19 protein-coding genes are annotated in these 22742 nt (G+C 45.3%); 16 read left to right on the forward strand and 3 right to left on the reverse strand.

What is annotated here, in order from left to right; genetic code table 11:
• Positions 1–172 precede the first annotated feature (172 nt).
• The 5 genes from WG89_RS09705 to WG89_RS09725 all read left to right on the forward strand — a co-directional run bounded on the left by WG89_RS09705 (position 173) and on the right by WG89_RS09725 (position 5121).
• Positions 173–787, forward strand: a complete 615-nt coding sequence (locus tag WG89_RS09705) for a trimeric intracellular cation channel family protein (protein WP_062264871.1) — start codon at positions 173–175, stop codon at positions 785–787.
• Positions 788–941: 154 nt separating this feature from the next.
• A complete protein-coding gene (locus WG89_RS09710; RefSeq protein ID WP_079253755.1) occupies positions 942–2279 on the forward strand; it encodes an OmpP1/FadL family transporter in 1338 nt (445 codons plus the stop codon).
• Positions 2280–2351: 72 nt separating this feature from the next.
• Positions 2352–2924 (forward strand): hypothetical protein, encoded by a 573-nt coding sequence (locus WG89_RS09715; protein ID WP_062264877.1) that lies wholly within the window; start codon positions 2352–2354, stop codon positions 2922–2924.
• Between the two features lie 27 nt (positions 2925–2951).
• Entirely contained in the window at positions 2952–4346 is a 1395-nt protein-coding gene (locus WG89_RS09720; RefSeq protein WP_062264880.1) for a hypothetical protein, read from the forward strand.
• Between the two features lie 31 nt (positions 4347–4377).
• The gene (locus WG89_RS09725) at positions 4378–5121 is read left to right on the forward strand and encodes an MlaA family lipoprotein (protein WP_172806765.1); all 744 of its coding nucleotides are present in this window, start codon (positions 4378–4380) and stop codon (positions 5119–5121) included.
• On the opposite strand, the gene yaaA is transcribed toward WG89_RS09725, so the two are convergent.
• The 3 genes from yaaA to WG89_RS09740 all read right to left on the reverse strand — a co-directional run bounded on the left by yaaA (position 5122) and on the right by WG89_RS09740 (position 7951).
• Complete coding sequence (yaaA, locus tag WG89_RS09730) at positions 5122–5895, reverse strand: peroxide stress protein YaaA (RefSeq protein ID WP_062264886.1); 774 nt, start codon at positions 5893–5895, stop codon at positions 5122–5124.
• Between the two features lie 147 nt (positions 5896–6042).
• Positions 6043–6495: an avidin/streptavidin family protein gene (locus tag WG89_RS09735; RefSeq protein ID WP_062264890.1), complete on the reverse strand. Its 453-nt coding sequence runs from the start codon at positions 6493–6495 to the stop codon at positions 6043–6045.
• A 73-nt stretch (positions 6496–6568) separates the two neighbouring features.
• Complete coding sequence (locus WG89_RS09740) at positions 6569–7951, reverse strand: phosphohexomutase domain-containing protein (protein WP_062264892.1); 1383 nt, start codon at positions 7949–7951, stop codon at positions 6569–6571.
• Positions 7952–8382: 431 nt separating this feature from the next.
• Between WG89_RS09740 and WG89_RS09745 the strand changes: the two genes are divergently transcribed.
• Genes WG89_RS09745 through WG89_RS09795 form a run of 11 tightly spaced genes read left to right on the forward strand, consistent with a single transcriptional unit; the run spans position 8383 to position 22513 of the window.
• Positions 8383–9696, forward strand: coding sequence for a nucleotide sugar dehydrogenase (locus tag WG89_RS09745; protein ID WP_062264895.1), 1314 nt, complete (start codon positions 8383–8385; stop codon positions 9694–9696).
• Positions 9668–11221 carry a glycosyltransferase gene (locus tag WG89_RS09750; protein ID WP_245662892.1) on the forward strand — a complete coding sequence of 518 codons (1554 nt, stop codon included), beginning with the start codon at positions 9668–9670 and terminating at the stop codon, positions 11219–11221. The genes WG89_RS09745 and WG89_RS09750 overlap by 29 nt, the downstream gene beginning before the upstream one ends.
• 47 nt (positions 11222–11268) lie before the next feature.
• Entirely contained in the window at positions 11269–12420 is a 1152-nt protein-coding gene (locus WG89_RS09755; protein ID WP_062264898.1) for a PilZ domain-containing protein, read from the forward strand.
• Positions 12417–13742 (forward strand): tetratricopeptide repeat protein, encoded by a 1326-nt coding sequence (locus tag WG89_RS09760; protein ID WP_062264901.1) that lies wholly within the window; start codon positions 12417–12419, stop codon positions 13740–13742. Before WG89_RS09755 ends, WG89_RS09760 begins: the two co-directional genes overlap by 4 nt.
• A gap of 18 nt (positions 13743–13760) precedes the next feature.
• Positions 13761–15170 (forward strand): alginate export family protein, encoded by a 1410-nt coding sequence (locus WG89_RS09765; RefSeq protein WP_062264904.1) that lies wholly within the window; start codon positions 13761–13763, stop codon positions 15168–15170.
• A complete protein-coding gene (locus tag WG89_RS09770) occupies positions 15170–16693 on the forward strand; it encodes a right-handed parallel beta-helix repeat-containing protein (RefSeq protein ID WP_062264907.1) in 1524 nt (507 codons plus the stop codon). Before WG89_RS09765 ends, WG89_RS09770 begins: the two co-directional genes overlap by 1 nt.
• A 29-nt stretch (positions 16694–16722) precedes the next feature.
• Positions 16723–18132: an MBOAT family O-acyltransferase gene (locus WG89_RS09775; protein WP_062264910.1), complete on the forward strand. Its 1410-nt coding sequence runs from the start codon at positions 16723–16725 to the stop codon at positions 18130–18132.
• A gap of 17 nt (positions 18133–18149) precedes the next feature.
• Entirely contained in the window at positions 18150–19316 is a 1167-nt protein-coding gene (locus WG89_RS09780; protein WP_172806766.1) for an alginate O-acetyltransferase AlgX-related protein, read from the forward strand.
• Positions 19313–19966 (forward strand): alginate O-acetyltransferase AlgF, encoded by a 654-nt coding sequence (locus tag WG89_RS09785; protein ID WP_062264917.1) that lies wholly within the window; start codon positions 19313–19315, stop codon positions 19964–19966. The genes WG89_RS09780 and WG89_RS09785 overlap by 4 nt, the downstream gene beginning before the upstream one ends.
• Positions 19963–21405 carry an alginate O-acetyltransferase AlgX-related protein gene (locus tag WG89_RS09790; protein ID WP_062264920.1) on the forward strand — a complete coding sequence of 481 codons (1443 nt, stop codon included), beginning with the start codon at positions 19963–19965 and terminating at the stop codon, positions 21403–21405. The genes WG89_RS09785 and WG89_RS09790 overlap by 4 nt, the downstream gene beginning before the upstream one ends.
• Positions 21398–22513, forward strand: coding sequence for an alginate lyase family protein (locus WG89_RS09795; protein WP_062264921.1), 1116 nt, complete (start codon positions 21398–21400; stop codon positions 22511–22513). The genes WG89_RS09790 and WG89_RS09795 overlap by 8 nt, the downstream gene beginning before the upstream one ends.
• Positions 22514–22742 lie beyond the last annotated feature (229 nt).

Below are 22742 nucleotides of genomic sequence, written 5' to 3' on the forward strand. Positions count from 1 at the left end.
TTTGACCTCCTGTCATTGCAATAGCGCACGCCAGATGAAGGCATCTGGGTATAGTTGAGACCCTGAGGCTGGTGGAAAGTTCCTGCTGAATTAAGTAAGCGTCCTGATATGGAACGGGTGGTTTAGAATTTATAATTTGAGTATTAACTAACCTTTTCTCAGTCTCGCTCTCATGTTGCTTTATACACTGGATTTATTTGGTACCGCGGTGTTCGCCATCAGTGGTGCCTGGCTGGCCTGCCGCAAGGATATGGATATATTTGGCGCAATGGTCCTGGCCTTTGTGACAGCAGTCGGCGGAGGTACGATTCGCGATGTGCTTCTGGGTGCGACACCGGTATTTTGGGTGCAGGATCATGATTATGTACTGGTGATCCTTGCTTCAACATTATTGGCTCTGCTGATCAGGCGCTGGCACGATCAGACTCATAATCTTTTATTGATTGCCGATGCCCTTGGACTGGCGGTGTTCACCGTTATTGGTGTTACCAAGGCTATGGCCTTTGGTGCATCTCCGACGGTGGCTGTGATGATGGGGGTGTTGACCGGATGTGGCGGGGGTGCCATTCGGGATCTGTTGTCGGGAGAAATTCCGCTGGTTCTGAAAAAAGAAGTTTACGCTTTTGCCGCCATGGCAGGTGGTGCCTTGTTTGTTGTGTTGGAGCCACATACCGGAACTGGTGAGGCCACACTGATTTCCGCAGGAGTGGTCCTGGCACTCAGATTGCTGGCCATGTATAAAAAAGTCTCTCTTCCCCGTTTCGACCTGCCTCCAGTCGCCCGCTGACCTGTACAGAGCTCTGATTTATAGCCTTTTTAATCAGAGCTCTTTGATTTTAATAACAGTTACTTACTAGTCGTCGTTTATGCCTGTAAAACAAGGCATGGACGCGAATCTGCGTCTATACATTTCAAACCAACACACACATTGAGGTTTGAAAATGGCTTTCTGTTCACGACAGAGGGTGGCTGTCCTGTCACCTCTATTTGCTGCCATGGCAGTTTCCTTTCACTCCGGCTCAGCGCATTCTGCTGGCTACGGTATTTATGAAAACTCGGCGAGCTATATGGGTACAGCCTTTGCGGGGAAGGCTTCCAACCCACAAGATGCGTCTATCGCTGCTAATAATCCGGCGGGTATCGCTTTTGTTGAAGGTACACAGATTTCTGTGGGTTCAGCCGTTATTTTTAAAGGGGGAGAGTTTGAGGGTAAGCATACCAGACCAAATCCACTTCCAAGACAACCAGATATAACTGTTGCTGAAGGGAAAACCAAAGATTTCCAGTCCACTACATGGGTTCCTTTTGGTCATTTTGTGATTCCAGTGAATGAACAACTCAGTTTTGGTTTGAGTGGTTATGGCCCTTATGGAATTGAGCTGGATTATGATAAAGACTGGGCTGGCCGATATTTTGGTAATAAAACCAGCGTTAAAACCATTAATCTTCAGGGAATTGTTTCCTACAAATTTCAGGAAGATTTTTCCGTTGGCTTCGGATTAATCGGTTCTTACGTCAAGGGAAAGTTGACCCAGAAGACGGACCTCACGAACTTTATGATTCCCGATCAGCCTGCGGCAGAAGCCAAGGTTGATGGGGACGCTGAAACACTTGGCTGGACTCTCGGTGCACTGTGGAAAGTTAATGAAAAGACAAATCTGGGTCTTGCCTATTTTTCCCAGTTGGAATTCAAACTGAAGGGCGATGTCAAAGCCGATGGTACATTGCTGGGCCAGCCTGTTAATAAAAAATCAAAAGGGAAGCTTGATATCACTATGCCGGAGAAGGCGGCCCTTAGCTTGACGCATCACTTGAATGATCAATGGGCCGTGATGGCAGAAGCAACCTGGACTCGCTGGAGCCGCTTCGAAGAATTTTATGTCAGAGCGGATGATCCTGCCATGTCCAGTTTTGTCCCCATCAACTGGAAAGATGTCTGGGCGTGGAGCTTCGGTGCTTCCTGGCAGGTGATGCCTGAGTGGCAACTCAGGGCAGGTTATATGTTTGACCAGTCCCCAGTGGACGATAAAAACAGAACAGCTCGTACTCCTGATGCAGATCGTAACTGGTTTACTCTTGGGGCTAACTGGAAACCTGATCCCAAATTCTCTATCGACCTTTCCTATGCTTACGTCAGCCTGAAGAAAGGAAAAATCAACGAAACCCAGCATAACCCTCCAGGAGTCTCTCCCGATGTAGTTGATAGCTACGGCGCACTAACCGGTGAATACAACAACAGTTCTAATATTGTGGCTGCACAATTGAATTATATTTTCTAGACTTGTTACGCCCAGCCTGCCTGTTGAACGGGCAGGCTATTTTACTGCTATTGCTGAACCAGGAAGTCAACAATGGGAAATGTCTTGAGTCACAATAAAACCAAATTGCGTGTTATCACTGCTGCTTTGATGGCCTCTGCAGCTATTTTTGTCTCTGGGTGTGCCACACATTCAGCCCAAAACAAGGATGAAGTGATTACGGACAAACGTGTGATTGATCAGAATAAAGTCTGTCAGGATCTGGGACAGATTTTTACCAAAAGCCATAATGGCTTTACCGATATCCGAAAGCAGCCCGCTTTTTACAATAAGATCACTATCTGGCAAACGGATTTCCAGCCTCTGGATGGTGGGTGTGAAATCTGGCAGTGGTCGAACCGTTACAGCTATGTCTGCAGTCGTGTTTTGCCCGATGAACAGACCGCAACCCGTGTATTTGATGAAGCGTCCCGCATTATTGGCCAATGTCTGCCCGAAAAGTGGAGTCAGCAACAGGTAGCCTTGCCGGATCAGAAAGGTCAGAAAGTTCAATACTCCATCAATAACCAGGTCAGAGGCTCTCTGGAAAAAGTCAGTACCGGAGGCCTGTTTTCCAAAGATTGGACAGTCTATCTGTTAATTTCATCCCCCGAAAATACTCAATAACGTTCTATTTGTGGGTTTATATCGGTTATGAGTACAAGAAAAGCATTTCGCCTGCTGTCGTTCATAAGTTTTGATTTCAGTCGGGTGAAATGTTTTTCAAAACGTTTTTTATCCGTTTGTTTACCCATCTTTCTTTTGCTCTCAATATCCCCTTTGCTATGGGCCTATGATTTTCCAATCAGAAACCCATTCCTGGCAACTGTTGCAGGGACACCTCCAGAGCAACAGGTAAAGCTGGATCATGTCACGGTACGGGAAGCAATACTGGGGCTGGCCAATGAAACTGTTGAAAATGCTCCTGATATATTCTGGGATGTAAACAAGCCCAGGTTCAAACTGGCCTGGCAGGAAAAGCCAGCGCCACTTATTTTTATAATTGCCGGAACCGGTGGGCGATTCGACACCAGTAAGGTGGAGTTTCTCAAGCAGGTTTACTATCAAGCCGGTTTTCATGTTATCCAGATTTCCTCCCCTACCAGCTACGATTTTGTCGTTTCTGGCTCTCAGACGCATCGACCGGGTTTAACACAGCAAGATTCCGAAGACCTTTATCGAATGATGAAAGCTTCAGTGGAGAGAGCAAAGTTATTTACCAGACTGGATATTAATGGCTGGTACCTGACGGGCTACAGTTTGGGCGCACTCAATGCGGCCTTTGTTGCAAGGCTCGACAGTGAACAGAAAGCATTTGGTTTTGAAAAGGTTTTATTGCTGAATCCTCCCGTCAATCTGCAACACTCTATCAATAATCTGGATCGTCTTTTGATGGCCGATGTGCCTGGTGTAGATGATTCAACTACGCTCTTTGATCATTTTTTTGACAAGCTGGCTGACTACTTTCGGACGCACAAAAGCATCGATCTGGATGAATCCATGCTGTTTCAAGTGCAGAAAAGTCCTTATGCCCTCAGTCGTGAGGAGCTGGCTCTGCTGATAGGCGTCAGTTTTAGACTTTCTGTAGCTTCTATGTACTTCACTTCGGATGCCATGACCTGGGACAGCAACCTGATTCCAAAGGACTTCAAACTAAAGCGCAGTGACAGCCGAACACCCTATTTTAAAAAGGCCATGCTGTGCAGCTTTGAGTGTTATGTGAACAAAGTCTTGGTTCCGTACATAAGTACACAGGATAATTCTGTCTCAAAAGAGCTGAAGGACACAACCGCACTACGAACGCTTTTATTCAAGCAGAACAGTTTGCCTCATTTGGAAGGCTGGTTAAAAAAGGCTCGTCATGTGGGCGTTATGCACAATTCTGACGACTTTATTATTGATCAGAAAGGACTCGATTTTCTTTACGATACTTTTGGCCAGAGGATAAAGGTTTACCCTCTGGGTGGGCATATGGGCAATCTTCAGTATCATGAAAATGTACGGGATATGCTCAGTTTCATCAAAGGTAAGGGGTTCCCTGATGCATAGGGCTGGGCTGATAGTAGTAATGATGCTGGTTATGCTTTCGCAAGAAGTCTATGCCGATCAACGACTTCCCTACACTGACCCTATGCAAACCCTCAAGTTTAATGACAGTGACGATGACCTGTTGGAGGATTGGCATAACCGGATAGATCGTCTGCAATTCATGGATGTGTACGATCCCTTTGAGTCATTGAATCGCCAGGTCTTTGCTTTTAATCGCCAGCTGGATCGTTATTTTCTTGAGCCCGTCATTCAGCTCTATGAAACAGTTACACCGTCTTTTGTTCGCAAGGGTGTAGCCAACTTTTTTCAGAACCTCAAAGAAGTACCCACCATTTTGAACAGTCTTCTTCAGTTTGAGGGAGAGCGGGCAGTCAAGTCTGCCGGTCGATTAGTGATCAACTCAACATTGGGAATGCTGGGCTTTTTTGATCCTGCTGAGAGTATGGGATTGCCTCATAAACGCAACGAATTTGGTACGACACTGGCCAAATATGGTGTAGGAGCAGGCCCTTATCTGGTGGTGCCTGTTATTGGCCCCTACAGTCTCAGAGATGTCAGTGGCCTGGTAGTGGATTTAACGGCTGAAGACTCCATTGATTTCACCGGAGTGCCATCTCAGGTTTTCTCTGAACCAGAAGTATTTGCTATCTATGGCATCAACTATCGGTACACAATACCCATGAGTTACGACGATTTCAGTTCTCCGTTCAGCTATGACCTGATCCGCTTTCTGTATACCAGAAAGCGGGAGTTGGAGATTAAGGTGGATCAGTGATCAGGCTTCCTTACGGATGAAAACCCATTCCTTCTCATTGGACATGGCTTCGTTGTAGCTGTAGCCCTCGTAATCAAAGCCTTTCAAGTCATCAACCTTTTTCAGGTTGTTATCGATGGCATAGCGGCACATCAGGCCTCTGGCCTTTTTGGCGTAGAAACTGATGATTTTGTACTTGTCGCCTTTCCAGTCTTTGAAGACGGGAGTAATAATCTCACCGTTCAGTAATTTCGGCTTAACGGCTTTGAAGTATTCATTGGAAGCCAGATTAACCAGTACATTATCTTTCTGGGCTGCAATCTCATCGTTTAACTTGTCAGTGATCTGTTCGCCCCAGAATGCATAAAGATCCTTCCCGCCATTGTTTGCAAACTTGGTACCCATTTCCAGACGATAGGCTTGCATCAGGTCCAGAGGCTTCAGCAGTCCATAAAGCCCGGACAGAATTCGCAGGTGCTTCTGTGCGTAGTCAAACTGCTTGGCATTCATTGTTTCAGCATCAAGGCCCGTGTAAACATCACCCTTAAAAGCCAGAACTGCCTGCTTGGCATTTTCCTGGGTAAAAGGCTGCTGCCATGCTTCGTAACGGGCGGCATTCAGCTGGGACAACTTGTCGCTGATGCTCATCAGGCTGCCAATGTCAGCCGGGCTCAATTCGCGAAGCTGCTCGATAAGCTCTTGTGACTGGTCCAGGAACTCTGGCTGGCTGAATTTCTTTGTCACCGGTGCGGTGTCGTAATCCAGCGTTTTGGCAGGTGATACGACAAAAAGCATATGAGTTTCCTTCCTTTCGAATTCCGGTTGGTAAGCAGCGTGACCTGCTTTAGCACTATGGAACACATAGTAGTAGAGGGGGCAGGGCTTTGGTAGTGAATTATCTCTATTAGCTTGATAGGCAAGGCTTCCATGCCCAGTAGATACTTACTTGGCAGGGGCTATCTTGGCGTCTTTCTCATCCACCCGGCTGTAGTAGTCGGTGACCAGAATCTGGGAGTTCCAGCTTTCCTGCCCTTTGTATTGAACCAATGACTGGGTTTTGATCTGGTCTTTGCCATCCTTGTCTTTCATCAGAATGCCGGACATTGAGATCACAACCGGGGAGTTACAACCTTCCATACTGATGCTCACTGAAATGGCATTTCCATTGGCAAAGCCCAGAAAGGGGGCTTTGTAACCTATACAGGTCTTAGTTTTGGCAACGGCTGTTGTGAAGTTGCCTGACAATTCATTTTTTTCCTGCTTGAGTTCAAGGATTGAGCCTCGACTGTTCTTCCAAAAGCCTGAAACTTTTTCTGGCTCAGTGGGAGAGGCTGCAAGTACAGAAAGGGAAGTGGCCATGCAGAATAAGGCCACACAGCCATTGAGAAATTTCATCAGCTTGACTCCAGAAATCTTGATGCTTCAAGGAATGTAGCCAAGCTGTCAGATTTTGCCATTATCTATGAGGTTACTGATCTCTTATCAGTTTCAACAACTCTTCTGTTTTTTCTTTCATCAAGGCTTGATCACCTCTACTTTCTACATTCAAGCGGATAACCGGCTCGGTGTTGGACATTCTCAGGTTGAAGCGCCACTGCCCCATATCAACAGAAATACCATCGGTACGATCGATATCGACAGAGTCTTTTTCGTAGAGGGAAAGAATGTGTTCAATGGTCCGCGCCGGATTGTCCAGCTTACTGTTGATTTCCCCTGAGGAGGGGAATTTGGCAATCCGTTCGGCCACCATAGAAGAGAGCGACTGTCCTTTTTGGGATAATAGTTCTGCAACCAGCAGCCAGGGAATCATTCCAGAGTCGCAATAGGCAAAGTCACGGAAGTAATGGTGGGCACTCATTTCACCTCCGTAAACAGCGTCTTCAGCTCTCATTCTTTCTTTTATAAAAGCGTGACCGGTCTTACACAAAACAGGCTCACCCCCAGAGCTTTGCACCTGATCAATAGTGTTCCAGGTGAGACGAGGGTCATGAATAATTTTGGCTCCCGGTGAATGGCTCAGAAAGGCTTCACCCAGAAGGCCGACGATATAGTAGCCTTCTATGAACTGCCCTTTTTCATCAAAGAGGAAGCAGCGATCAAAATCCCCGTCCCAGGCAATCCCCATATCCGCTTTATGTTCCAGAACGGCATTACTGGTAGCCTGTCGGCACTCGGGCAAGAGAGGGTTAGGGATACCATGGGGAAAATGACCATCAGGTTCGTGATGGACTTTAATAAACTCAACCGGGATGGAATCTGACTTGAATCGATCTTCAATTGCGTCAATAACATGGCCAGCAGCACCGTTACCAGCATTTACTACCAGCTTCATAGGCTTTAGTTGAGCCGGTTTGATGTAACCCAGAACGTGATCAATGTAAGCATCAAGAACAGTGATCTCTTCATAATGGCCTATTAATGAAGAGCTGTCGTTCAATTTTGCGGATACAAAAGTTTCTTCAGCCAGTTTCTGAATTTCACGTAAGCCGGTGTCGCCAGAGATAGGTTTGCTTTCTTCCCTGACCAGTTTCAGGCCATTGTAGTCTTTTGGGTTATGACTGGCGGTCACCATAATACCACCACCTGCTTTCAGATAAGAGGTAGCGAAATAGATTTCTTCTGTTCCACACAGGCCAATATCAAGAACATTCACACCGCCAGAGCGAAGCCCATCACTGAGGGCTGCTTTCAGTGAGGGTGAGGAAAGGCGAATGTCTCCTCCAATAACGATGGTGTCAGTTTTCAAGTATTCGGCTGTTGCACGACCTATTCGCCAGGCAATGTCTTCATTTAATTCATCCGGCATGCGACCCCGAACATCATATGATTTGAAACAGTTCAAAGATTTCATTAAAAACAACCTTTTCGTTTGATGTGTTAATAATACCGTTTTATCGTCTTGTTCGCTAATTAAATATTAATGATGATTATTAGAAAAGAGCTGTCTTATTAATTTTTAATTACATCATAATATTGACACATTTGAATCTTAATAATAGATTTGCGTTGTCGTAGCTAGTCTGTCGCGCAGAAGTATTCTCGGTTTTTCTTGGATGTTTTATTAAATTTAAGCGACCTTTGTCTTTAAATTTGATTTCAGGGTTCTGATTGAATTGTTGCGATAATATTTCATGCTTAATTATGGTGCTCGTTATTAAGAGTAGGTGCATCTTATTATCTAAAGAAAATAAAATGTATTAAATTGGTGCGTACCTTAATTAAGAAAGTTCCAAAAAAATGCATTGATTATTAATAATCTTGAAATAGAAAGGGAATTTAACAATGTTAAATATAAGTGTTTTTGGAATGGGCTATGTGGGGGTCGTTTGTTCTGCCTGCCTTGCCAAGAAAGGTCATCAGATGATTGGTGTAGACCTGAATCACACCAAGATATCAATGATCAACGACGGGATGTCGCCTATTGTTGAGCCTGAACTGGAAGAGTATCTCTCCTCCGCTGTGAAAAGCGGTCGACTCTATGCTACCGATAATACTCGCCATGCCATTATGAACAGTGACGCAAGTCTCATCTGTGTTGGCACACCCAGTATGAAGAACGGTGACCTTGATCTGTCCTATATCCGCCAGGTCAGTGAAAACATCGGGCAGGTGCTGGCAGAAAAAGAAGACAAGCACGTTGTTATTATTCGCAGTACCGTTCTACCAGGCACGACTCGTAATGTTGTTGTTCCTATTATTGAACATGCATCCGGTAAAAAAGCTGGCGTAGATTTCTATGTGGCCATGAATCCGGAGTTTTTGAGAGAAGGTACTGCAATCAAGGATTTCTTTGAACCTCCTATGACAGTTATTGGTCAAATGCATGCTGAGGCCGGAGACTTTCTGGCTAAAATGTATGATGGATTGCCGGGTGGTTTTTACCGAAATGACCTTGAAGTGGCTGAGATGGCAAAATACATTGCTAATACCTGGCATGCAGTAAAAGTGTGTTTTGGTAATGAAGTCGGTGTATTAGCTAAAAACCTGGGTGTTGATGGCCGAGATGTTATGGAGTTGGTATGTAATGATACCAAGTTGAATATCTCCAGTGCTTACTTAAGACCGGGTTTTGCTTTTGGTGGTTCTTGTCTTCCTAAAGATGTGAAAGCTTTAACCTATCGTGCTCGTTCAAAAGACGTCAGTCTTCCTTTATTAAGCTCCATCATGCCCAGTAATAATCGTCATGTTCAACATGGCATGGAATTAATTACCAAACAAAAGGCTAATCGAATCGGAATGTTGGGTTTGAGTTTCAAAGCCGATACCGATGATCTTAGAGAAAGTCCTTTATTGGAATTGGTTGAGCGTTTAATGGGTAAGGGGTATGAGCTCAAGATTTATGACGAAAATGTTTCTGTGGCCAAAGAAAAAGGTGCCAGCAAGGAATACTTCGAAAATGAAATCTCTCATATCAGTAACCTGCTGAATAATGATCTTAGGGAAGTGGTTGATCAATCCGATGTTCTGGTGGTGGGAAACAGTTCCAGTCATTTTAAAAACATGCTGAATGAATTGGCACCCAGCAAGAAAGTGATTGATTTTGCGGGTATTTCCAAGCAGCTGTCCAATGAGCAGTACGAAGGTGTTTGCTGGTAAGGAAGCCATGATGGAGATGCCTGATTCCAAACAGGGAGGAAGCCGCTGGCAGGGGTTTGCGCTTTTGGCGCTCCTGCTGGCTGCGCTGAGCTTTGCATTGCCCGACGCCATGTTGAATATAGAAAGCCGACACTTTCTGTTTCTCATCGGTGTCATTGGGCTGTGGCGATACAGCGTGGGCTTGCTGCACTTTATCCGGTCACAGATCTTCCAGCGCTGGTATTACCCGAAGCTAAGCAAACAGGTAAAACAGGGCGGGGCAGATTTGATGCCATCAAGTGTTTATTTGATGGTGACCAGCTTTCGTATCAGTGTTGAGACTTCTATCGAGGTTTACCACTCAATATTTCGCGAGGCGGTGCAGTGTCATTTAGAGCATGGAATAGAAATGACCGTGGTTGCTTCCATTGTTGAAGCTCAGGATGAAGTGCTAATCCGCACGATACATCAGACTTATTTATCCGAGGCGGAGATAGCTCTGTTGATTGTCCGGATTCCTGGTACAGGTAAGAGAGACGGTTTGGCTTCTGGCTTCAGGGCCATTTCAAGAACCAGCCCGGCATCCGACGCTGTAGTGGCAGTAATTGATGGTGATACGGTTCTTGAGGACGGTGTGACGCAGACGTGTATTCCTTACTTTAAGTTGTTGCCCTCAGTGGGTGCGCTGACGACCAATGAATACTGCCAGATGCCCGAAGAGTTTGAGGACAAATGGGGGATCATGGAAACCTGGCACTCCCTGCGGTTTGGGCAGCGTCATATGTACATGAATTCCATGGGACTCTCGAAAAGGGTTCTGACCCTGACGGGTCGAATGTCCGTTTTCAGAGCAGATATCGTCTGTAATCCGATGTTTATCAAGGATGTTGAGGAAGACTTTCTGGTGCATTGGCGCCTGGGTAAATTTCGGTTTTTGACCGGCGATGACAAGTCCAGCTGGTTCAGTGTGATGAGCCTGGGCTTTGAAACCTTTTACGTGCCGGATGCCATGGTAAAAACCATTGAACATCCGCCTGAGAAGAGTTTCATCAAGTCTACCTTGCGCTTGATGTATCGCTGGTACGGGAACTCATTGCGGCAGAATTCCAGGGCACTCAAGCTGGGTCCGAGTCGAATGGGTTGGTATGCCTGGTATGTTCTACTGGATCAAAGGGTTTCAATGTGGACCTGCCTGATTGGCCCAGCTTTCGCCATTCTGGCTTCCATTCAATACACGATTACCGCAGGCATTGCATACATCCTGTGGATTGGTATTACCCGGATTCTGATGATGCTTTCTATCAGCGCTTCCGGACATCCGATCAGTGCCATGTATCCATTCCTGATTTACTACAACCAGGTGGTGGGGTCTTTGGTGAAAACCTATGTGGTCTTCCGTCTGGACAAACAGTCATGGACCCGGCAGGACACCAGTCTGAGCCGAAACATGAGTCGCTGGCGTGCGCACTTTAATGACTGGAGCACACGGTTGACCTACACCTCGTCGGTCATGATGTTTCTGGCATTTACCTTCTGGCTGGTGTGAAACAGATCAATATTGAATAGCAGGATAGATGAACAAGGAGTTAGCACATGAATGATATGGCCACCCGAAGTCTGGTTCATGAGTCGGAAGTTCAAAGGCAGTATCCGAGAGTCAGATTGAATGGTTTTATCAGTATTCAGGCTGGAGATTCCCAGATAAGTTGTGAGCTTATTAACATCTCCAGTGGTGGTGTGGGTTTTAAAGTAACCGATTCAGAACTGGAGGCCGGTGCTACTTATACCGCTCGAATCATTACCGCATTTGCGGGTGTTGAATATCGAATCAATACATCCATCGTTATCGTTCATATTGATTCTGAAAGCCATTTAGCAGGTGCCATGTTTGATGATTTGGGTGTGCGTGAACGGTCCGCTATTCAGCTCATCATCAATAGCTATGTTTCGGGTGAGTTACTTGAACCGGAAGATATGATCAATGGTTCAAAAAGAGATAATTTTGTTACCCCCAGAAAGAAAAAGAAATCAGATGACCCTGGCAAACTGGGACCCAAGGCTTTCTTTGGGACAGCTATTTATTCGTTAGCCGGTATTCTTGCCTGCTATCTGGTGCTTTACCAGATATACGATCATTATCTTGTGGATCGTTCAACCACCGCCAACCTGAGCATCAACACAGTTGAAATGACCATGCCCAGGGATGCTGTATTCACCAGTCTGATTCCTGAGGGGGAGACTCGGGTCGCCAAAGGGCAGCCACTGGCCAGTTATACGGTCTCAGCAATGAGCCTGATTAATGACCGTGCAATCAATGATCCCGATGTGATTGAAAATCTGGATAAGCTGATCTCTCAGGATTTTACTACCACATTATTCAGTCCCTGTGATTGCCTGATCAAGGAAGTAGGTGCACTGGATGGCACTGTTGTGAATCGGGGTAAAACGATTTTTCAGCTGATTCCTGACCATCAGGAGGTCATGGTTATGGCGAAATTCCGGTTTCAGGATTCGGCACATCTTGAAAACAACAAAAATGTTGTACTGGAAGTGGTAGGGGAAAACACAACCATCAATGGCACGATTTCCGAATTCAAAATGGCTCAGGCTGCTCTGGATGCAGAAGGTACCCGGGGTGTGGACGTCTGGATCAAGCCAGAGGAAGCGCTGCCTATAGAGTGGGTGAATCGTCCGGTTCAGGTGAAAGTATCTCGTGTTGATGTGAGCTTTATGGGCTGGCTATGAACAGATTCGTGGTGTTTCCAGGCTTCTTTTCAGTCCTTCTGATGGCGGGTTGTAGCAGTTTGCCGGATTTAGACGCAGGCAAAAGAGCTTTAACTGAAAACAGCTCTGCTGAGGCCGAGCAACATTTCATGGCGCTGTCTCGAAGAGGCTTTCCTGAAGCTACTCTGCTGCTGGGTGATATACAACGAGATCAGGGGAATCGAGAGAAGGCTCTGGAGCTCTACAGGCAGTCTCTTGAGCTGGGGGTGGACAAGGCTTATTCCAGAATGGCCCGTTTACATTACCGTAAAAGTGCTGGTGGCCAGAGTCCTGAACAAGCCCTGTCCATCATCAAGGAGATGGAAGAGTTTGATGAGCTCCAGGCCAAACTGGAAAGGGCAAATCTCTATCATGAGTGGCCAGAACTGACTCCTTTTGATACCAGGCTGAAGCTCTTTGATGAACTGATTGCCTCTGGCATTGAAAAGGCCTGTTTGTATAAAGGGACAGCCTTGCTGAATAAAGTGCTGGATGAAGAGCGGCTTCAACCAGACAGAGAGAAGATGACTGAAGCCTGGAATTGTTTGCTGGGTGTTGTTGGCTCGGAACATCAGGCATTAAAACCGGCTATTCAATTGGTAATGGTGTTTCCTGAAATAGGCTCTATTGAAGCACTCAAAGATCAGTTAGAAGATTCAGATCTGGGAATAAGTCGTTTATATGCCCAACTTGGCAAGGCTTTTTACAGTGATGAAAATAAAACGACAGAGTCTTTGTTGGCTGCTAAAGAATACTTCCTGAAGGCTACGGAAACTGATCATGAAGCTTGGGCCGAACTGTTTAGAATGGCGCTCAAATACCCTCATGTAACGGATTCAGAAGAACTGAGTGAGTGGTTTGAAAAGGCAAAGGAGTCCGGTTTTAAAGAAGCCGATGTCTGGAAAGCCAAGCAATTCCTGGCTGGGGTCTATTCAATTACAGATCCCTTCTCAGCAGAAAAGCTGCTTTTACCGCATGTTGAGGAGAATGCTGAAGCCAGTTTTCTTCTAGGGCGACTTTATTTAACCGAAATGCTGGGACAAGCCCGTTTTTATGAAGGCTTTGAATTGCTGAGTCAGGCTGCAGAGATGGGTAAGCCTGAAGGGTATCTGGAAATTGCCAGAATCCTGCATGAAGGACTCGGTATTGCTGCTAATCCCATTCAAGCTCGTATCTACGCAGAAAAGGCCTGGCAAATGGGAGCCCGGAGAGCACCTGAGTTGCTTTATGAAATAGAGGCTTCACGGGTATCAGAATCGGGTCAGGATTCGAAACAAGACTCGGTTATTCAGAGCGAAGGTTGATGTAAGGGAGTAGGTACAGTGGAAGTTAGAAACAAGATCATCAAAACCCTGACTGTCACGACGGCTGTATTCACGATGGCGACAAGCATTAGCGCTAGTGCTGATTGGTCATCCTTTGTAAACGCCCGGGTGAGTCATGACAGGGCAACCGATTCTTATTTGGGGAGTCGTGATACCAAAACTGATTTTGGCATTACAGCTTTGGATGTTCGTTATGGTGGCGTCTGGCAGAACGATAATCTGGGTTCACTGGATTTGCTGACACGCTTCTATCTGGCAGGCAGTGATAAGGAGATCGGTAACACAGGCTTCGATGACAATAACTCCAGAACCTTTGCAGAACTGAAGCGCTTTAATTATCAGCTCACGAATCCGGTGCACAATGGTGAATGGCAATATGCCATTGGTCGGACCCGTTTCAGGGAAAGTTCAGGCATGATGTGGGATAAAGACATTGAAGGATTCTCTCTCGGTTTTCATTCAACTTTGCTCAATGCAGAAGTCAGAGTTTCTGAAAGGCTAATGGCCTGGCGAACCGATCAGACCGATTTCTTTAATGAAGATCAAAAGATCCGATATTACTCAGGCATTGTCGACTATCAATGGTTTTATCAAAGCCACATCAGCGCCTTTGTTTTGCATCAGGATGATTATTCAGGCTTGCAGCCGATTGGCAGCCTTCACAATTCAGAAGATATCGATCGTCATGATCGTAATGCTACCTGGTTGGGCCTTTCCATATCCAGTCAGTTTGAACAGGGTATAGCAGTCCATCTGGGCGTTCAGACTGTAAAAGGTGAAGGCGTTGATTCCAATAGCAGCTCGGTTGGAAGTAAACGGCAAATAACAGGGCAGCAAACCTATGATATCAGTGGCTGGCTGCTGGATGCCGGAGTCTGGTGGGAAATGCCACAACTGTCTTCCTGGTTTGGAGTCAATCTGACTCTGACCTCCAAAGGTGAAGATAAGGGTGACAGGGAAGGGTTCATCCAGTCTGACCTGGCCAGCAATCGTTATCGTGCAAGTGATCTTGGTCTCTCTTTTTACAAGACGGGTTACGCCTATCGCCAGACTTTGGAAAATCTTTCCATGGTTAGTCTGCTGTATGGGTTCCGCCAGGAGCAATGGCGAGCAGGCGTACAGTGGAATCTTATCCAGCGTCGAAACAGTAAGGCTGGTGTGGGTGACAGTCAGATCAGTACCGAAGAAGGGTTGATCGCTGGCAATCATTCTCTTGGTCAGACTCTGGATTTCGAAGTGAGCTGGTTACCGGAAAACCTGCAGTTTTTTGAGTCTGTGGACAGGGTGCAGCTGACCATGAGGGCGGGGTTGTTCAGGGCTGGTGATGCTTATGGCAATGCCAGCGGAAAGACACGTTCCAGAGTGCTGTTGGAGTTTAAGGTCAGACAGGATCTGGAGGATTTCTGATGATAAAAGGAATTTGGATGATCGGGTTTATGTTCATAGCCAGACCTTTGTTTGCTGTGGATGACCAACCCATTGATCAGACGCTATCAGAGGTAACAGCCAGAGCCGTTTCATCAGATGCATTAGCTTTGCCAGATCTGAGCCAATTCAGTACTGATGGCATCAGGGATATGGCTGCCAAAGAGAAAAACAGTCATCAATCTATTGATATAGAGATCTCGCGTTTCTGGGATCATGATGAGTTACTTCGTTTTACCCGTGATGGAAATCTACCGGTATACCTGCAAAAACAGGGAAAACTGCCAGAAGCCATAGTCATAAAGGAAGGTGTTGCCACACTGGCTGAACTTAACCGGATCATTAATGATGATCAGGTCATTAAACGACTAGAGGATAAAACCTATCTTTTAAGACGACCGATTCTGGTTAAACATGGCAGCTCTTTGCTGATAGAAGAGGGTGAAGAGCTTCGTCTGAGTGAAGAGCGTGGTGCTTTTCTGGTTAATAGTGGTCAGCTGTTTGTCTTGGACTCTATAGTTGCAGGGTGGCGAGAAGAAAAGCAACAGCCCGCACTTTACTCAGGTGATGAAAAAGCCTTTAGACCTTTTATCCTGGCCTGGAGTAACTCCCTGACCTACGCAGGCAATAGTACCTTTCAGTCACTGGGGTATCTGAAGGGAAAATCCTATGGCCTTTCACTGTCAATGGGACCTGCTCAGCTGGTGCAGAGTGGAGAAAAGCTGGATCACCCTACGGGCTGGCTGATTGGCAATTACTTCACTGATTTGTATTACGGCTTTTACAGTTACGAAGCCAACGATGTGGTGATCGCGAATAACCAGTATGAGAAGAATATAGTTTACGCTATTGACCCCCATGATCGTTCTGAGCGACTGATTATTTCCGGCAACAAAACCTTCGGAACAAAAAAGAAACACGGCATTATTGTCTCAAGGGAAGTGATCAACAGCTTTATTATCAATAACGTCAGTTTTAATAATAACGGCAGTGGGATCATGTTGGATCGCACTTCCACTAAAAACCTGATCTACAACAACAGCACCTTCAATAATAAAGGCGATGGTATAACGCTTTATGAATCATCGGATGCCCTGATCTACAAAAATAATGTTTTTGACAACAAGAGAGACGGCATTCGGATGAGAAACAGTCAGAACGTCATTGTCGTTAAAAACAAAATTATGGCGAATAAAGGTGTGGGTGTTTATGGCTACATAAAGGAAGAGATTGAAGGTCGAAACCTTGAGCTTGATCCCTTTGAACCAAAATCTTCCATAGATCTGCTTGTCAGTAATCAAATTGAAGCCAATACGACAGGTGCTTTTCAGTTTGATGGGCTCGATTTTTCAATCTTTGGAAAAAATCAGCTTGATCATAATGGTCGGGGTGTCTTCAAGGGAGACTATTCAAGGTATGAAAGTCAGCTGCTGAATTACATCTATAAAGAACAGAAAACGGTATTGATTGAAGCTGAAACGGAAACAGAAATAGAAAATATCTGAAAATTAAGGTCGGTCAGGGAGACAGGGTTATGGTGTTCTCATCAACGGTATTTATTTTTCTCTTTTTGCCACTCTTTTTAATGCTCTATTATCTGACGCCCGGGCGTTGGAAAAACCTTTTGTTATTGGTGGCGAGCTACTCCTTCTATGCCTGGTGGCGAGTGGACTTTCTGGCACTGTTTATTGGTGTCACATTATGGAACTGGGTATTTGGAAACCTGATTTATCAGCGTCAACAGGCCGGAGGCAGTGGTAAGAATTTACTGACAGTTGCCATTATTGGTGACCTGCTAACACTGGGTTATTTTAAATACGCAGATTTTGGTATCGACAGTCTCAATGGGTTGATGGCGACCATGGGTTATGAGCCTTTTGATCTGGCTCATGTACTGCTGCCTATAGGGATTTCATTCTATACCTTTCAGGCGATCAGTTATGTCATTGACGTTTATCGAAAAGATGTAAAACCTACCAAAAACCTGATCGATTTTGCCGCTTTTATTGCCCTGTTCCCACAGCTGATCGCGGGTCCTGTTCTTAGGTACAAAGACCTTGCCGATCAGTTTGAGTCCAGAAGCCATACACTGGAAAAGTTTAACGAAGGTGCCTGGCTGTTCATGATCGGCTTCTGCAAGAAAGTGCTGATAGCCGATACCATTGCGCCTATTGCCGATGCCAGCTTCGCCCTGGAATCTCCGACTTTCCTTGAAAGTTGGCTCGGGATTTTCGCCTACACCTCGCAATTGTATTTTGATTTCAGTGGTTACAGCGATATGGCCATTGGATTGGGTCTGATGCTGGGCTTCAGGTTTATCAACAATTTCAATCAGCCTTATATCAGCCAGAGCATTACCGAGTTCTGGCGTCGATGGCATATCAGTTTGTCCAGCTGGCTGAGAGATTATCTGTATATTCCCCTGGGAGGTAATCGGGGAGGTGCATTCCTGACTTATCGAAATCTGTTTCTGACCATGCTGCTTGGCGGCCTCTGGCATGGAGCCAACTGGACGTTTCTGGTCTGGGGTGCCTGGCATGGTTTGATTCTGGCTTTTGAGCGTTATTTCAAGCTGGGAACATCGGATACCGATCCTCTTAAAGCGGCAAGGATACTGACTACTCTTCTTCTAGTCATGATGGGGTGGGTATTCTTCAGAGCCGACAATGTCGGTACCGCTTTTGAATTCCTGTATAGCATGCTGGGTTTGAATGGACTCGAGTTTTCTGTAAAAGGCATCGCTGATGTCGCTTCCCTGTCCTTTCTTATGCTCTGTTTTTCCTGGTGGCTCATCTTCTACCGGGGTCTGAATCAAAGGTTAAAGAGTGAAAGTGTCCCGATTGGAATTAACTATTCCCAGTTGGCAATGTGCGGTCTGTTTGCGGTGGCGGTCAGCAAGCTGATGGCTGAATCCTATTCACCTTTTCTTTATTTCCAGTTTTAGAGGGACGAGCGATGAACATGGATTACAGAAACGGGTTGAGGCGTTTCAATACTGATAGGCGCTCAAGGTTGTTCCCATCATCTGCGTTTGGATTTCTGTTAGCTCTGATGCTTTTCTCGTTGGCTGGATTGTTGCCATGGAAGCAATGGTTTGTCCTGGAGGGGAATTGGAAAAATGGCGAAATCACTTCCGCTGTGGGCAAGCTTTATGACAAGGAGCATCCGGCTAGAAACTATGCCGTAGGGTTGTGGGCCCTGGTCAGTTATACGCTGTTTGGAGAAGGCCAGAAAGGCTTGTTTGTCGGTAAAGATGGTTGGCTTTTCATCAAAGAAGAGTTGGAGCCGTCAGCTCACGAGCATCAGGAAGTAGAGGCCGCGCGGGAACTCATTGAAATAGTTAAAAGTCATTTTGCAGAAAACGAAAGTCAGTTGTTGATTACAGTGATACCCGCCAAATGGCGTGTGGTTCCTGAAAATCTGGGCGAAAAAGAGATCGCTCCTGATATTGCTTTGAGAAGAAGTTATCTGCTGGATGCGTTTAGTAATAAACAAGCTGTTGGTCAGCAAGATATAGCCGTGTTTGATGCCTATGAGACCATGCGTGATTTAGGTGAAAAGGCTTTTCTTAGAACCGATACCCATTGGACTCCCCAGGCTACTGAGTCTGTGGCTGAGCGTTTGTCTCAGTCGATCAGGCAGCAATTTACAGATTTATCATACGATCAGACCTCATTTGAATGGCAGAGATCAGATCCGGAGATTTTTCGAGGAGATCTTTATAACTTTTTGCCCTTGGGTAGGGGACTGGAAATGTTTGGACCCAGCCCGGATCTGATTGAAACGAAGCAATTGGTTTTGACTCATGAAGCTATTAATGGAGCTATCAATAACACTGAAAACATCCTGTTTGATGGACTGTCTTTCCCGGTCAATCTGGTAGGTACCAGTTATTCAGCTAATGAGCGTTGGCACTTTGCTGATGCTTTGCAGAAGTCGTTGGGCATGGAAATTCCCAATCATGCTCAGGAAGGAAAAGGGCCCTTTCAACCGATGTTGGAGTATCTGGTCTCTGAAGAGTTCATTGAAAGTCCGCCTGAGCTGGTGATTTGGGAAATTCCCGAGAGGTATATGGGCGTGGAAGGTAATCAGAAGGTGTTGGAAGAGTACAGGAGCAAACAGTCATGAAGACCATTGAACGTCAATTCTTTAGCATTCTCCGGGCTTTTAGTGCTTTTCTGACAGCGATCTCTCTGTTCGCTTCAGGATCACTGTGGGCAGAAGTTTATGATCCGGTCGCTGCAGCAGATTCAGCTTTTGTCAGAGTGTATAGCGACCAGCCGGCCAGCATGAAAGATCTTTTGGTAGGAGGGAAAAAGCCGCCTTTCAACAAGGTGTCCGGGCTTACCCCCTACATTTTGTTAAAAGAAGGGACTCACAGTGTTCAGGGGTTACCAGGACTGGATGAAATAGAGCTGAAAGCCAAACGCTTTTATACCCTTTTAGAGCAGGGAGGAGGGTATATCGTCAAGGAAGATGAAGCATTCAATCGAAAATCGAAAGCGATGGTTCGTCTTTATAATGTCAGTGACATGGAGAATATTTCTCTCAAAACAGCTGATGGCAAAGTCGCTATTCTCGAAGAAATTGCTGCCGGTTTGGAAGGTAGCAGAACGATCAATGCGGTGAATGTTTCTTTAGCTATCTATGCAGGAGAACAACAAGTTGCCAAGGTGGGCAGCATTAAGTTCAAACGGGGAGAGGTTACCAATATTTTCTTTGGTGGTCAGAGTCAGCGTGTTTCAGTTGATAATAATAAGGTGTATACAAGGTTATGAAACAGATCATTCCAGGCTGGCTTTTATTCTGTCTGTACTGCTCTTTTTCCCAGGCTGATATCTGGAATGGTGTTGATCTGACGCCACTATCTGTCTGTAAGGAATCTCAGAATGAAAGCGCTTATGAATCAAAAAGGTCCAAAGGTGCTTTGTTCTTGTCGAATGGCAAAGAGCAGTGGGTTTTCAGGTCAAAAGTCGGCTATACGACTAATTATTCGATGGACAAGAAGATAGTTGATGATCTGAAAAGACTTCAGGATGCTTTTGAGAAAAATGGTATAAGGCTGATTTATTTAAACCCTCCGGCCAGGACGCTTGTGAGTTCAGAGATGCTTGACTGGAATGACCCTTTTACCCGTCAATTTGATATTGAGAAAGCAGAAGAAAGCTATAAGGAGCGAATAGAGCTTTTACAAGATAAGGGCGTGAATACCATTGATTTTTCTTCACTTCATCACTGGAAAAAAATCAATGAGCCTCTTTTTTTGAAGCGAGATATTCACTGGTCACCGGAAGGGGCGTTACAAACGGCCAACGTTGCCGCTGATGCCATTAAAATGCAGCCGGAATATGGTGATCTTGATGAGGTTATCTATAAAAGGGAACCTGCAGGGGTGAAAAGAATTAACAAAAGTATGCTAATGATGACGTTAGCTGAGGTTTGTGATCGAAACGTCCCCTGGGAGTATGCTCGAGTCTACAGCTTTACAAAGCAGCAGTCAGAAGCTGACGCATCAACTTTGTTTTCTAATGACCTTTTTTCTGATGAAAAGCAACCCCAGATCATTTTATTGGGAACCAGCTTTAGTGCTTTGGATTACTTAGGCTTTGCAGATAGCCTTCAAAGTGAGTTGAAGAGAGATGTACTGAACTTGTCTGTGATTGGAGGTAACTATTCAGGGGCTATAGATCAATATTTACATGGCGAATATTCTTCTGAGGCTAAGCCTAGCTTTGTGGTTTGGGAGTCACTCTTACATCATATACCCAAGTCAGAATCTTTTTTTAGAAGAATGATTCCTCCTGTTTATGGTGGGTGTGAAATTGATGAAGAGATTATTAATAATGAGAGTGAGCTTTCAATTGGAATTAACCCTGCTTTAGTCAATAAAAAGCCTCTTGATGAAATATTTAAAAGTGATGAACATTTTCTAAAGTTTGAATTCGATAACACTTTGATTAATAAATTCGAAGTTAAGGTCTGGTACGCTAACGGCAAGTCGGAAAAGATTAAAATAGAACGATCTAACCGAGTCGATAGTAATGGTCTTTTCTTTATTGAGCTGAATGCTGAGCCACCTCTTAAGGATCAGATGTTTGTTGCTGCAGACATCCTTTTAAAAGAAGATTTACCTCACTCAGGCACAGTGAAAACTTCCTTGTGTAAAAGAAAAGATTTGAATGAATCCAATTATATGGCAGGGATAAATAATGAATGAATTACAGTTTTCTAGAACTGTTTCAATAGTGTTGTTAAAGATTTCTTTATTGGCTTTGATACCTTTGAATGTGTCAGCTTCTAATTTGTTAGGCAGTGATCGATATGAATCTCTCTACAGTAGAAGTCTTAAAACGGATAAAAGCTATAAAGCAGTAAGTCAGGATTATTGCTCAGAAGTGGTAACCCCTTTTAGTGGACCTTTGAGTATGCCCAGTAAATATGAAGGCAGTGGCTCTGGAAGGGATCAGTTAAACGCAGAAGCTGAAGCGCGCTATAAAAAGCAGACTGAGGATATTAAGAAGTATGAGCAGTACATGGCCAAAATTACCGATAAGTATGTACTGTCAGCAAGAAGGGATTCTGTTCTTCAGCAATGTGCGCTCAGTTGGCTGAATAAATGGGCTGAGGCAAAGTCCATGACACAGGATGCGACAACCTCAACCGGCCGTGCTGTGCGTCAATGGTTCCTCAGTTCAATCGCAGCAAGTTATCTCAAGCTTAATCGACCGTTGTCAGAGGACGAAGCCATCAGGAATTGGCTGGCCGCCGTAGCCCTGAAAGTCATGGAAGATTACCAGGGCTACTTTGTCCGCCCTGAGAAAATTAACAACCATATGTATTGGGCAGGTGCAGGGATCATGTTGACCGGGATTGTTGCCAGCAGGAAAGACTTTTTCGATTGGGGTGTAAGGGCTTTCAATGCAGGTGCCGACCAGGTGGACGACAACGGGTTTCTTAAAAATGAAATGAAAAGAAAGACCAGAGCGCTGGTTTACCATAATTTTGCCTTGATACCTCTGGTCATTATGGCTGAGGAAGGAAAGTTGAATGGGATAGACCTTTATGGCCGAAATAATCAGGCAATCAAGCGTCTTGGTGCGGCGGTCATGACGGGAATAGAAAATGTTTCGGTGTTCGCTGAAGCCAGTGGTTCAGCCCAGGATACAACCGGCTTGGAAAAGTCCTACTCACTGGTCTGGATGGAGCTTTATCAGCAGCATTATCCACTCACTACAAGAGGTAAGCAGTTACTGACAGAACTACGCTCCATGCGACACACGTATATCGGAGGCAACCTGACCAATCTGATTTTATTAACGGAATAAACTGTAAAACAGCTGAACAATTGGAAATGCCGCTTTCCTGAATAATGACAATAACAGTACTCCAGTCGTGGCATTTCAACGGAAAAAGCATAAATCGTAAGTACCTGGCCAGTTGTTTCGCAATATTCTGGCGAGTGGATTTTTTCATCCTTCAAGGCGCAACGTCGGGCGCGTAGCCTTAGCTACGTAACCAGAGCTGGAACACAGAAGGATGGAAAAAGCCGCCGTC

The sequence above is a fragment of the Endozoicomonas arenosclerae genome, assembly GCF_001562015.1.
In the GTDB taxonomy this organism is placed as follows: domain Bacteria; phylum Pseudomonadota; class Gammaproteobacteria; order Pseudomonadales; family Endozoicomonadaceae; genus Endozoicomonas_A; species Endozoicomonas_A arenosclerae.

Bases quoted from the DNA above. Each gene is read 5' to 3' on its own strand.
- WG89_RS09705 (WP_062264871.1), top strand. From the start codon at position 173: ATGTTGCTTTATACACTGGATTTATTTGGTACCGCGGTGTTCGCCATC.
- WG89_RS09710 (WP_079253755.1), top strand. From the start codon at position 942: ATGGCTTTCTGTTCACGACAGAGGGTGGCTGTCCTGTCACCTCTATTT.
- WG89_RS09715 (WP_062264877.1), top strand. From the start codon at position 2,352: ATGGGAAATGTCTTGAGTCACAATAAAACCAAATTGCGTGTTATCACT.
- WG89_RS09720 (WP_062264880.1), top strand. From the start codon at position 2,952: ATGAGTACAAGAAAAGCATTTCGCCTGCTGTCGTTCATAAGTTTTGAT.
- WG89_RS09725 (WP_172806765.1), top strand. From the start codon at position 4,378: ATGCTTTCGCAAGAAGTCTATGCCGATCAACGACTTCCCTACACTGAC.
- yaaA (WP_062264886.1), bottom strand. From the start codon at position 5,895: ATGCTTTTTGTCGTATCACCTGCCAAAACGCTGGATTACGACACCGCA.
- WG89_RS09735 (WP_062264890.1), bottom strand. From the start codon at position 6,495: ATGAAATTTCTCAATGGCTGTGTGGCCTTATTCTGCATGGCCACTTCC.
- WG89_RS09740 (WP_062264892.1), bottom strand. From the start codon at position 7,951: ATGAAATCTTTGAACTGTTTCAAATCATATGATGTTCGGGGTCGCATG.
- WG89_RS09745 (WP_062264895.1), top strand. From the start codon at position 8,383: ATGTTAAATATAAGTGTTTTTGGAATGGGCTATGTGGGGGTCGTTTGT.
- WG89_RS09750 (WP_245662892.1), top strand. From the start codon at position 9,668: ATGAGCAGTACGAAGGTGTTTGCTGGTAAGGAAGCCATGATGGAGATG.
- WG89_RS09755 (WP_062264898.1), top strand. From the start codon at position 11,269: ATGAATGATATGGCCACCCGAAGTCTGGTTCATGAGTCGGAAGTTCAA.
- WG89_RS09760 (WP_062264901.1), top strand. From the start codon at position 12,417: ATGAACAGATTCGTGGTGTTTCCAGGCTTCTTTTCAGTCCTTCTGATG.
- WG89_RS09770 (WP_062264907.1), top strand. From the start codon at position 15,170: ATGATAAAAGGAATTTGGATGATCGGGTTTATGTTCATAGCCAGACCT.
- WG89_RS09775 (WP_062264910.1), top strand. From the start codon at position 16,723: ATGGTGTTCTCATCAACGGTATTTATTTTTCTCTTTTTGCCACTCTTT.
- WG89_RS09780 (WP_172806766.1), top strand. From the start codon at position 18,150: ATGGATTACAGAAACGGGTTGAGGCGTTTCAATACTGATAGGCGCTCA.
- WG89_RS09785 (WP_062264917.1), top strand. From the start codon at position 19,313: ATGAAGACCATTGAACGTCAATTCTTTAGCATTCTCCGGGCTTTTAGT.
- WG89_RS09790 (WP_062264920.1), top strand. From the start codon at position 19,963: ATGAAACAGATCATTCCAGGCTGGCTTTTATTCTGTCTGTACTGCTCT.
- WG89_RS09795 (WP_062264921.1), top strand. From the start codon at position 21,398: ATGAATGAATTACAGTTTTCTAGAACTGTTTCAATAGTGTTGTTAAAG.